Below are 11691 nucleotides of genomic sequence, written 5' to 3'. Positions count from 1 at the left end.
GACTTATATGCGTCAGGCGGCGCTGATTGTGTTAATTGCCCATATCGGCTGTTATGTTCCGGCTAAGGCTTTAACCTGCGGCCCTGTCGACAAGATTTTTACCCGTATCGGCGCGTCCGACGACTTATCCAGCGGCCGGTCTACGTTTATGGTGGAAATGTCGGAAACCGCCAACATCCTGCATAACGCGACCTCAAAAAGCTTAATTTTGATGGACGAGATAGGCCGCGGCACCAGTACCTTTGACGGCCTGTCTCTGGCCTGGGCCTGCGCCGATCATCTGGCTAAAGAAACTCAGGCGTTTACGCTGTTTGCGACGCATTATTTTGAGCTGACCACGCTGCCCGAAGAACAAAAAACCATCCATAACGTGCATTTGGATGCGATGGAGCACGGCGACAAGATCGTTTTTTTGCATGCAGTAAAGGACGGTCCGGCCAGTCAAAGTTACGGCTTGCAAGTAGCGTCGTTAGCCGGCGTGCCCCGCTCGGTGATTGATAAGGCAAAAGCCAAATTACGGCATCTGGAAGATCATGCCTATATTGAGCAGCAGGCAGAAACAGGCGTTAATCAGCTGGATTTGTTTTCTTCGAAGGAATGCCATCCTGCGGTGGGCTTGCTGGAAGACATGAATCCGGATGAGCTTAGCCCGAAACAGGCTTTGGAGTTGCTGTATCGGCTTAAAGGGATGGTGTAACTTGACTGGACTGCAAAGGAGCGGATGAAGCCGCCCCCTATTTTCAAGCAGTCAGTTTATTTTGGGCTTTTTTCGTCCGCCAGTGCTTCAGCCAATTGCTTTGCAGGCAAATAGCCCGGAAAAATATTACCTTTTTCGGTGACCATCATCGGCGTACCCTTCACTTCGAATTCCTCAGCCAACTGCATGTGCTCATCAACCGGATTGGTGCAGGTTTTAGCTGGGGGTGTATCGCCTTTTTTTGCCTCTGTTAAAGCGGCTTTGCGATCAGCGGCACACCAGACTGATACGGCCTTGTTATATGAATCGGAACCCTTGCCGGCTCTTGGGAAGAACATATACTGGATGGTAATGCCTTGGGCCATGTATTGATCGATTTCCGAATGCAATTTACGGCAATAGCCGCAGTCAATATCAGTAAAGATGCTAACCGTATATTTGCTTTCTTTGGGCTTGAATACGATCATTTTATCCAGACCGAGCTTCTCGATGGCTTGCTTACGGACGCCGCTCAATTTTTCTTCGGTTAAGTCTACACGCGCAGCAACATCGACCAAATGACCTTGAACCAAATACTTACCGTCGCCGGAAACATAAAAGATATTACCGCCCATGGTAACTTCATAAAGTCCGTTTATTTCAGAGGGCTTAACCGAGCCTATTTTTACCGATGGCATGGATTTAGTCAGCGCTTGCCTGATAGCGTCTTCATCTGCATGCGCTACGGATAAAGTCAGACCAAACAATGATAACGCGCCAATTTTAATAACTCTTTTCATAATGTTCTATGTTCCTTAAATTAGTTTAAAAGCACAGAATCGGCCATCTACTTAAGCCGCCTTGGCCCAACCTACCTTGTATCTTATTGATGAATTATTCAAATAAGCGCCCGACATCCAGAAACATCGCCAATGCCATCAATGACACGAGCAATGCAATACCGATTTGTTGAAAGAAGATCTGCGCCCTTTCCGAAACGGGACGGCCTTTAATTCCTTCCAGGACAAAGAACAGCAAATGTCCGCCATCCAGCACCGGTATCGGCAATATATTCAATATGCCTAAACTGACGCTAATCAGCGCCATATATTTTAAAAAGGGCACCAGGCCCATTGTGGCAGACTGCCCCGCATACTGAGCAATACTGATAGGACCACTTAAATTTTCCACAGAAGCTTTGCCAACTACCATCTTGGCTATCATTTTCAGGCTGGTAACGGAATAATCATAGGTGGTTTCGAATGCAACAGGTATCGCCGCCAGCGGCGACATGGAATATTCAACAGTCACCGACTTCATCAACTCTTCCGGTATATAAACTGACGCACCGACCTTACCCTCGGTGTTCTTGCCTACAGCCACACTTTTAGGGGTAATGATTACCGGTAACCGTGCGCCGTCGCGCTCAATTTCCAGCTTTACTGTGACATTGGGATGGCTTTTTACATAAGCCACCCATTGCATCCAATCGCTTATGCCAGTACCGTCAGCGCTCAAAATCAGGTCGCCCTCTTTTAAGCCAGCGGCTGATGCCGCACTATCGAGAAGTACCTTGCCTATGACAGGCTGCAATTTTGGAGACCAGGGTTTGAAGCCTAACCGTTGATACAATACATCAGGATTTTGGATGTCCTTATCGGTAAGCTGAAGCGTTTTGACATTTTGCTGACCATCAAGGCTTTTTACGTCAACCTTTATATCCTGCTCCCCATCAAGTGCTGAAGAGACTAATACGCTCATTGCCTGATTCCAGGTGGGTGTCTCCTTGTCTTCGATAGAGACAATCTCATCGCCTTCCAAAAAGCCTGCGGCTGCGGCTAATGTACCCTGCTCTACTGCACCGAGTATCGGCTTTATGCCCGTTTCGCCTATAACCAGCACACTCCAGAACAAAGCAACGGCGAGCACCAGGTTAAATAAGGGACCTGCTGCAACTATTGCCATCCTTGCCGGTAAAGATTGACGATTAAAAGCGTACGGCAAGTCTTCATCCTTGACTTTGCCTTCCCGCTCATCGACCATCTTGACATAGCCACCCAATGGAATTGCTGATATCGCATACTCTGTCGATTCCGGGTTTTTCTGGTATGACCATAAAATTTTGCCAAAACCGACCGAAAACCGAAGTACTTTTACTCCAGCTTTACGTGCGACCCAGAAGTGCCCGAATTCATGAAACGAAACCAGGACACTTATCGCAACTATGAAATAAAACAGCGTATGCAGCAAATCCATCAGTTAATAAGTTCTCCAATAATCTGTGTGGACATTAATCTGGCCTTTTGATCCGCATCTAGAATAATCTCCAGCGTATCGGCGGCATTGGCCTCGAACTTTTTCATGCAGCGTTCAATAATAACCGGAATATCGGTAAACCGAACATGTTCATTTAAAAATGCTTCCACTGCAATTTCATTGGCTGCATTTAAGACAGTCGGCATGATACCACCCGCAGCGATAGCTTCATACGCCAAACGCAGGCAGGGAAACCGCTCCAGGTTTGGCTCATGGAAATCCATGCGTCCGACATCAAAAATATTCAGCGGTTCAACGCCTGAATCAAAACGTTCCGGCCAAGCCATTGAATAAGCAATAGGTATACGCATATCAGGATTACCCATTTGCGCCAACACCGTTCCGTCCACATAATCGACCATCGAATGGATTACGCTTTGCGGATGAATAACCACTTGGATCTGACTTGGGGACATATCGAACAAAATACAAGCCTCTATCATCTCAAGACCTTTATTCATCATGGTGGCAGAATCCACGGAAATTTTCCTGCCCATGTCCCAGTTAGGGTGAGCCACAGCCTGATCCGGCGTTACATTGATCAATTGCTCAACCGGCGTTTCCCGAAAAGGACCGCCCGAAGCTGTCAATAAAATGCGCCTGGCTTGTTTTGCCTGCATACCGGTTTGATAACCGGCAGGCATGCACTGGAATATCGCATTATGCTCACTATCAATCGGCAATAACTGCGCTCCCGATTCAGTAATGGCCTGCATAAAAATCGAACCCGACATTACCAAGGCTTCTTTATTAGCGAGCAGTATGGTTTTACCCGCTTTTGCCGCCGCCAAGCTCGGCAGCAAGCCTGCCGCGCCTACGATCGCGGCCATAACCGAATCTACGCTATCCAGCGTTGCGACATGTTCCAGCGCTTTAGCGCCGGCCAGCACTTTTATATCCGAAACCGGTGAGTTTTTAAGTTTCTCCGCAAAAATTTGAGCCTTATGCTCATCCACAACCACTACAACTTCAGGATGATGCTCAAGGCATTGTTCATAGAGAGCATCAATATTAGTATTGGCCGTTAATGCGATAACTTTATATTCACTGGAATGTCTGGCCACCACATCTAAAGTGCTGACGCCGATTGAGCCTGTCGCTCCAAGTATGCAAATGCCTTTCATGGGTGAATTAAATATATGCCGGCGTAAAAAAATGGAACAGCAGCAATCAAGCTGTCAATCCGGTCCAGAATACCGCCATGTCCCGGTAGTATTGATCCAGTATCTTTAACGCCTTTTTGGCGTTTGACCACGCTGAAAAACAAGTCACCATAAATGGAAACCAGTACAGTTAATATGGACAACATCACAAAGTCCGACGCAACCATCCATGGAAAGCCATAAATCAAACTTAGAACGATTGCGCAAACGCCACCCGCAATTAAAGCCCCGTACATACCTTGAACAGTCTTACCCGGGCTGATATCGGGTGCCAATTGGGTTTTACCGAATTTCTTTCCAGCAAAGTACGCGGTAATATCGGCGGCCCAAATTAAGATCAAGAAATATAAAGTCAACTGCGGATCATAAAAAGCTCTTAACCGGGTCGAAAACATCCACATTGCCAACAGGATAAACCAGCCGATCAACGCCTTGTATCGGGTTCTCATTTCCAATTGTAAAACGGCCTTAGGAGTATTTCTGATCAATATCATCAATAATATCCAGAATAATACCGGCGGTATAACCAACCACTCCAAAGCACCTGAATAACTCCTGATATCAGGCCAATCCAATACTTGAGCAGCCAGTTCCAGAAACTGCGTCCAAAAATGCAGCCACAACATCGGCAAAATCAGCCCTAATAAAAATAATCCGCGTTTAAACAACGAATTAATGCCTATCAGATTAGTCCACTCCCATGCTGCTAAAAGCGTAATGAACCCTATAAACAATGAAAAATACTCTATCGGCAGCTGGAAAACAGCAAGCACAACCAATGGAACTAGAATTAATGCGGTAATAATTCGCTGTAGTAACATTTTTATAATTATTAGATTAAGTGGAAGTAAGTGTTAGTTTTCATAAAAAACCAGCAGGTTATTTTAAGGTAATCGATTTATCAAGCAGTTGCTCTCCTGTATGACCAAAGCGTCTTTGCCGGCTCTTAAAACTGGCGATGGCATCTTCAAGTGAGTTCTGGTCGAAGTCCGGCCATAGCGTCGGGGTAAAATACAGTTCTGTATAAGCAAGTTGCCATAACAAAAAGTTACTAACGCGTTGCTCCCCGCCTGTTCTAATAAACAAGTCGGGTTCGGGCAGGTCTGCGGTTGACAAATATTGATTGATCAGTTGTTCATTAATATCCTGATCTTTCAATTCTCCGGCCGCTATTTTTTCCGTCACTGTACGGAACGCCTGACACATATCCCAGCGTCCTCCATAATTTGCCGCAATTACCAACGTTAAGGCGGTATTGTCTTTGGTTTGCGCCTCTCCTTCAGCCATTTTAGCCTGCAACTTGACGGAGAATGCCGTTCTGTCACCAATAAACCGAAGGCGGATATTATTACGATCAAGCTTGTTGATTTCTCTTTGCAGAGTTGCCATAAACAGCCCCATCAACAATGAGACCTCTTCTTCCGGGCGACGCCAGTTTTCACTGCTGAACGCGAATAAGGTCAAGACCTCAACCTCATGTTTAGCGCAGTACTCTACTATTTTTCGAACCGCTTTAACACCGGCCTGATGACCAATGGCGCGCGGCATAAATCTTTTCTGTGCCCAACGGCCATTACCATCCATGATAATGGCAATGTGCCGTGGATTCTTGTTTGTGCCCGTCAGAGCGCTTGCTGATTCCAAACTATTACAGTCATCCGTAGACATTGTTTAAATCCCAATTACATGGATAGCAAATCGGCTTCTTTTGCTTCCAGTAATTTCTCAACATCTTTTACATACTGATCAGTCAGTTTTTGAATCTTTTCTTCAGCAACACGCGCCTCATCTTCGGAAATCATTTTTTCCTTTTGAGCCTCTTTTATTGCGGAATTTGCATCGCGACGAATATTTCTGATCGCGACACGACCATTCTCCGCTTCATTCCTGACCACTTTAACCAGGGTACGGCGACGCTCTTCCGTCAGCGGCGGCAACGGGATGCGGATAGTCATGCCGTTGGTAGCAGGATTCAAACCCAGATCCGATTTCATAATAGCTTTTTCGATGGCCTGAACCATGCCTTTTTCCCAAGGGGTAATTGTCAATGTACGCGCATCTTCGACGGCAATATTGGCAACTTGGGATAATGAAGACTCGGTACCGTAGTATGAAACGTTAATTTGATCCAATAAACTGGGGTGAGCCCTGCCCGTTCTTATTTTTGAGAATTCATGTTTTAAAGCTTCAATGCTTTTGCCCATGCGCGTTGAAGCATCCTTTTGAATATCACTAATCATTATCTGTTCCTCGTTCAATAAGCGATCCTATCTCCTCGCCCTTCATTAGTCTCATTACTGCGCCTTTCTCAAAAATATTCATCACCCGCATTGGCACATTATTATCCCGGCACAATACCAACGCAGTAGTATCCATTACATTCAAGCGCTGATCCAGCGCTTCATCATAAGACAAGCGCGGATAGAATTTAGCATTTTTATCTTTTTGAGGATCGGCGGAGTAAACGCCTTTGACTTTAGTGGCCTTAATCATCAGCTCGGCATTGATTTCAATCGCCCTGAGACTGGCTGCCGAATCGGTGGTAAAAAAAGGGTTTCCGGTGCCCGCTGCAAAAATAACAACCCGGCCTTTTTCCAAATGCCTGACCGCCCTGCGGCGAATATAGTCTTCACAGACCTGATTGATTTTCAGCGCGGACATCACTCTGACCTGCTGCCCGTGCGCCTCAAGCGCATCCTGCATAGCCAGAGCGTTTATTACCGTAGCCAGCATGCCCATTTGGTCACTGGTTACTCTATCCAACCCTTCCGAAGCTTTTTCAGCTCCACGCAATATATTACCGCCGCCGATAACCAGGCCAATCTGAAGGCCGGCATCGCATAACTCTTTAATTTCAGTTGCAAGACGCTTAACAATATCTGCATCAATACTGCCACCTGTCTCACTCATTAAAGCTTCACCGCTTAACTTAAGCAAAATTCTCTGGCAAATCAATTTAGTCATTTTAATTTATCGGGGGGCTAGTATTTATGATTGATGCGTATTCCTCGGCATTTAGCCGAGGAGTAGTGCGTTAGTTGCCTCTAACTTGTGCCATAACCTCTTCGGCAAAGTTTTCTTCTTTTTTCTCAATCCCTTCACCCACTTCCAAGCGAGCAAAACGAAGAACGCTGTTACCTTTTGAAGCAAGTAATTTGCCGACAGTAACCTTGTCATCCTTAATAAAAGGTTGGCCTAATAAGGTAACCTCTGCCAGAAATTTACTAATACGGCCTACTACCATTTTTTCAATGATGTCAGCAGGCTTTCCGCTTTCGGCAGCTTGAGCAGAGAAAATCTCCTTCTCTTTTTCAATAAGTTCCGCAGGAACTTCTGCATCAGAAACACAAGTCGGTTTACTTGCTGCTATATGCATGGCAATGTCTTTGCCTAATTCGTTATCCGGCTTAGCCAATTCAACAATCACGCCAATTTTTTTGCCGTGCAAGTAGCAAGCTGTGCCGCCTGTTTCAGTGTGGTATTTTCGGAATCGTCTGACGGTAATATTTTCACCCAACTTGGCGATCAGGCCACGACGAACTTCGTCCACAATCGTACCATCAGCCAATTTCATTGCCAGCAATTGTTCATCTGTTTCAATACCTGAATTCAACAAAGCTGCTGTAACATTATTAACGAAATTCACAAAATCATCCGCTTTAGCAACAAAATCGGTTTCGCAGTTAATATCGACAATTGCTACAGTTTTTCCGTCATCACTAACTTTAGCGCCGATAATACCTTCGGCAGCAATGCGGCCTGATTTTTTATCTGCTTTGGCAAGGCCGGATTTGCGCATATTTTCAATAGCCAACTCCATGTCGCCATTTGCTTCAACTAATGCTTTTTTGCATTCCATCATGCCGGAACTAGTTCTTTCACGCAGTTCCTTAACCATTGCCGCACTTATGTTAATACTCATTCTGTGTTTTTCCTCATTATTCATCACTGTAAAAACGCCCCCGTGAGGAGGCGTTTTTTGCCTAACTTTAAGCACTCATTTCCCAGGCAGCACCTGTGGAAATAAGACTTTACTTATTCTGCTGCTTCTTCAACAAAATCATCAGCTTTTGCTGACAATCCCAGATTTGCCGATTTAGCTTCCATTACGGCAGCTGAAACGCTTTCGCAATAAAGTTTAACTGCACGGATTGAATCATCATTACCAGGAATAATGTAATCAATTTTTTCCGGTGAATTATTGGAATCTACAATACCAACAACCGGAATGCCTAATTTCTTAGCTTCGCTGATTGCATTCTTTTCATAGCCAACATCCAATATGAAAATTACATCAGGAATGCCTTTCATGTCCTTAATTCCACCCAGACTGCGCTCCAGCTTTTCAAGTTCACGCTCCATACCTAACGCTTCTTTTTTGCCGAAACGTTGATACAGCGTACCATCAGCTTTCATCGCCTCTAATTCTTTCAGGCGATTAATCGATTTCTTGATGGTTTTAAAATTTGTCAGCATGCCGCCTAACCAGCGATGATTAACATAAGGCATGCCACAGCGAGCGGCTTCTTCAGCAACCACTTTTCGTGCTGCTTTTTTGGTACCAACAAACAGGACAGTGCCTTTGTTTGCTGTCATCTGACCCAGATAATTCATTGCGTCGTTAAACATTGGAAGCGTTTTTTCCAAATCAATGATATGGATTTTGTTACGTGCGCCGAACAGGTACGAGGCCATTTTCGGGTTCCAATAACGAGTTTGATGTCCAAAGTGAACACCCGCTTCAAGCATTTGACGCATAGATACTGCTGCCATTAATTTCTCCTAAGATAAAAAATTCGAAACATTATGTTCCGAGTTGGGTTACGCCTCCACCTATCCCGCTTGGAAACCAGTAACAACCATTTTCTAAAGATGGTTACACAGGCACCCTTCCAACCGTGACGATAGGCGTGAGTATTAGTTCGAAAACGAACTCCCCTTTATACCATAATTACTTTTTCACAACAAGTTGAACTCTGTTAAAATACCCACCATTACACAAGCGCATCGCATAAAAACACAAGGCTAAAACTTAGCATTTTGTACCTAATGCGATCTCACCCTATCTGCTTTATACCTGTTTTTTATGAGCATAATTATTAAGACCGAAAGTGAAATTGAAAAAATGCGGATTGCCGGAAGACTAGCGGCTGAAGTTTTAGAAATCATTGAGCCTCATGTTGTCCCTGGGGTTACTACAGACGAACTCAACCAGATTTGCCACGACTATATTGTTGACGTGCAAAAGGCCATACCCGCACCGCTTAATTACCACGGCTTTCCAAAATCAATTTGCACTTCTGTTAACCATCAAATCTGCCACGGCATTCCCAGCGATAAAAAGCTTAAATCAGGGGATATTGTCAATATTGACATTACCGTCATTAAAGATGACTACCACGGCGACACCAGTAAAATGTTTTGTGTCGGCGACGTTAGTCCTCATGCAAAACGGCTAATTAAAGTGACCCAAGAAGCCATGTTTTTAGGCATCGATCAAGTGAAACCGGGCGCTACGCTAGGCGATATTGGCCATGCCATACAAAAGCACGCCGAGTCCAATCGTTACTCCGTAGTCCGGGAATTTTGCGGGCACGGTATCGGCAAAAAATTTCACGAAGAACCGCAAGTATTGCATTACGGTAAAGCCGGCGAAGGCGAGATTCTTGAAGCAGGCATGATATTAACCATTGAACCCATGATCAATCTTGGCAAAAGACACATGAAAGTACTAGGCGACGGCTGGACCGCAGTAACTAAAGATCGAAGCCTGTCTGCGCAATGGGAACACACCATCTTAGTAACACCCAACGGTTATGAAATCCTGACTTTACGCAACGAAGAAATGTGACCCCCTTGAACAAGACCATTAATGCCGCGATTTTTGCCAAAAAAGACAGCCTGCAACAATTTAAACAACTGCTAAAACAGAACGACGCCGAACTTCGACAAAAATTCAACCCTCATAAATCGGTTTCTAACTTACTTAAAGAGAAATCCGACTTTGTTGATGACATATTAAGCTGCTGCTGGCGACATTTCCTCGGCGAACACGCAAAACAGCTCAGCTTGATTGCCGTCGGCGGCTATGGCAGAAGAGAGTTATTCCCCTATTCCGATATTGATATCGTCGTGCTACTGAATTCTGACGACACCTCCCCTTACCAGGAAGCATTATCGAACTTCTTCACTTTCCTCTGGGATATCGGTTTAAAACCGGGGCAAAGCGTACGCACCATCGAGCAATGCATTGAAGCGGCTATCAGCGATCAAACAATCATAACCAGCCTTATGGAAAACCGGCTGATAACCGGCAACACCGCACTGCATGAAACGCTCAACCGACAGATCGCCCCAAACAAAATCTGGCCGTCGGATCAATTTTTTGCCGCCAAAATGGACGAGCAGCGGCAGCGCTACGCTAAATTTCATGATACCGCCTACAATCTCGAGCCCAACATCAAGGAAGGACCGGGCGGGTTACGCGACAGGCAAGTCATCGCCTGGGTATTCAAACGCCATTACAATTCATCAACCCTTAAAGAGCTGATTAAATACGGCTTCCTGCCCGAGTCCGAATACCTGGAACTGGTTGCCGCGCTTGAGGTGCTCTGGCGAATCCGCTATGCGTTACATCTTTTAACAAATCGGTGCGAGGACCGGTTGATTTTTGACTATCAACGCGACCTTGCCCGGCAATTCGGTTTCAGTACCGAGCACCAGGAATACAATCAGGACGTTGAGCAATTCATGCAGTTTTATTTTAAAACGGTACTTGGACTTGAACGCCTCAATGAAATGCTGCTGCAATTATTTAATGAACGCTTCGTTTCCGGAGAAGTTGCTTACAACTCAATTCCGCTTAATGATAAATTTGTCGTCATCAACGGTTACCTTGAAGCCATTGACGACACCCTTTTTGAACGACATCCACTTGCCTTACTGGAACTCTTTTTAATTCTGGAACAGAACTCATCGATCAAAGGCGTCAGAGCGACAACCATACGCCTGGTTCGCAAAAGCCTGCATTTAATCGATGATGCATTCCGCAAGAACAAGGACGCCAACCGTCTTTTTATAGAAACCTTCCGCCAACCACGAGGCATTACCGATCAATTACGGCGGATGAACCGCTACGGGGTTCTAGCCACCTATATCCCTTGCTTTGCCAATATTGTCGCGCGTATGCAATACGACCTGTTTCATATATACACGGTAGACGAACACACACTTTTCGTTATCCGCAACTTGCGTCGTTTTGCCTTAGAAAAACATTTTGATGAACTGCCTTTCTGCAATGACATTTTTCTGCTGATTTCAAAACCGGAAATCCTGTATCTTGCCGGCCTATTCCACGACATAGCCAAAGGTAGAAACGGCGACCATTCCGCTATTGGCGAAGAGTTCGCCAGGGACTTCTGTGTTCAGCACGACCTTTCCCCGCACGACACCAATCTGATCTGCTGGCTGGTTCGCAACCACTTGGTGATGTCGATGACCGCACAACGAAAAGATATCGGCGATCCGGATGTTATT

11 protein-coding genes and 1 pseudogene are annotated in these 11691 nt (G+C 45.4%); 3 read left to right on the top strand and 9 right to left on the bottom strand.

All coding sequences use genetic code 11. From position 1 onward, the window contains the following. Positions 1-697, top strand: a pseudogene (locus M0R47_RS20585) (DNA mismatch repair protein MutS); the annotation flags it as partial. Positions 698-753: 56 nt separating this feature from the next. On the opposite strand, the gene M0R47_RS20580 reads toward M0R47_RS20585, so the two are convergent. The 9 genes from M0R47_RS20580 to rpsB all read right to left on the bottom strand — a co-directional run bounded on the left by M0R47_RS20580 (position 754) and on the right by rpsB (position 8928). Continuing rightward, positions 754-1476: a DsbC family protein gene (locus M0R47_RS20580; RefSeq protein WP_292558231.1), complete on the bottom strand. Its 723-nt coding sequence runs from the start codon at positions 1474-1476 to the stop codon at positions 754-756. 94 nt (positions 1477-1570) lie between these two features. Beyond that, positions 1571-2932 (bottom strand): RIP metalloprotease RseP, encoded by a 1362-nt coding sequence (rseP, locus tag M0R47_RS20575; protein ID WP_292558230.1) that lies wholly within the window; start codon positions 2930-2932, stop codon positions 1571-1573. Further along, on the bottom strand, positions 2932-4116 hold the full coding sequence (ispC, locus tag M0R47_RS20570) for a 1-deoxy-D-xylulose-5-phosphate reductoisomerase (protein ID WP_292558229.1): 1185 nt from the start codon (positions 4114-4116) through the stop codon (positions 2932-2934). Before ispC ends, rseP begins: the two co-directional genes overlap by 1 nt. Continuing rightward, complete coding sequence (locus tag M0R47_RS20565) at positions 4113-4976, bottom strand: phosphatidate cytidylyltransferase (RefSeq protein ID WP_292558228.1); 864 nt, start codon at positions 4974-4976, stop codon at positions 4113-4115. Before M0R47_RS20565 ends, ispC begins: the two co-directional genes overlap by 4 nt. Positions 4977-5034: 58 nt before the next feature. Further along, positions 5035-5823 (bottom strand): isoprenyl transferase, encoded by a 789-nt coding sequence (locus M0R47_RS20560; protein WP_292558227.1) that lies wholly within the window; start codon positions 5821-5823, stop codon positions 5035-5037. A gap of 14 nt (positions 5824-5837) precedes the next feature. Beyond that, positions 5838-6395, bottom strand: coding sequence for a ribosome recycling factor (gene frr / locus M0R47_RS20555; protein ID WP_366513263.1), 558 nt, complete (start codon positions 6393-6395; stop codon positions 5838-5840). Then, positions 6388-7119: a UMP kinase gene (pyrH, locus tag M0R47_RS20550; protein ID WP_292558226.1), complete on the bottom strand. Its 732-nt coding sequence runs from the start codon at positions 7117-7119 to the stop codon at positions 6388-6390. Before pyrH ends, frr begins: the two co-directional genes overlap by 8 nt. A gap of 70 nt (positions 7120-7189) precedes the next feature. After that, entirely contained in the window at positions 7190-8077 is an 888-nt protein-coding gene (tsf, locus tag M0R47_RS20545) for a translation elongation factor Ts (protein ID WP_292558225.1), read from the bottom strand. Positions 8078-8190: 113 nt separating this feature from the next. Beyond that, complete coding sequence (rpsB, locus tag M0R47_RS20540) at positions 8191-8928, bottom strand: 30S ribosomal protein S2 (protein ID WP_292558224.1); 738 nt, start codon at positions 8926-8928, stop codon at positions 8191-8193. 313 nt (positions 8929-9241) lie between these two features. On the opposite strand from rpsB, the gene map reads away from it, so the two are divergent. After that, the gene (map, locus tag M0R47_RS20535; RefSeq protein ID WP_292558223.1) at positions 9242-10006 is read left to right on the top strand and encodes a type I methionyl aminopeptidase; all 765 of its coding nucleotides are present in this window, start codon (positions 9242-9244) and stop codon (positions 10004-10006) included. Next, positions 10003-11691, top strand: a 1689-nt coding sequence (gene glnD, locus M0R47_RS20530) for a [protein-PII] uridylyltransferase (RefSeq protein ID WP_292558222.1), incomplete at its 3' end; no start/stop codon positions are given. The genes map and glnD, both read left to right, overlap by 4 nt.

Origin of the sequence: Methylobacter sp., from assembly GCF_023227905.1 — a bacterium.
GTDB lineage: Bacteria > Pseudomonadota > Gammaproteobacteria > Methylococcales > Methylomonadaceae > Methylobacter_A.
This window is presented reverse-complemented; position numbering and strand designations above follow the sequence as displayed.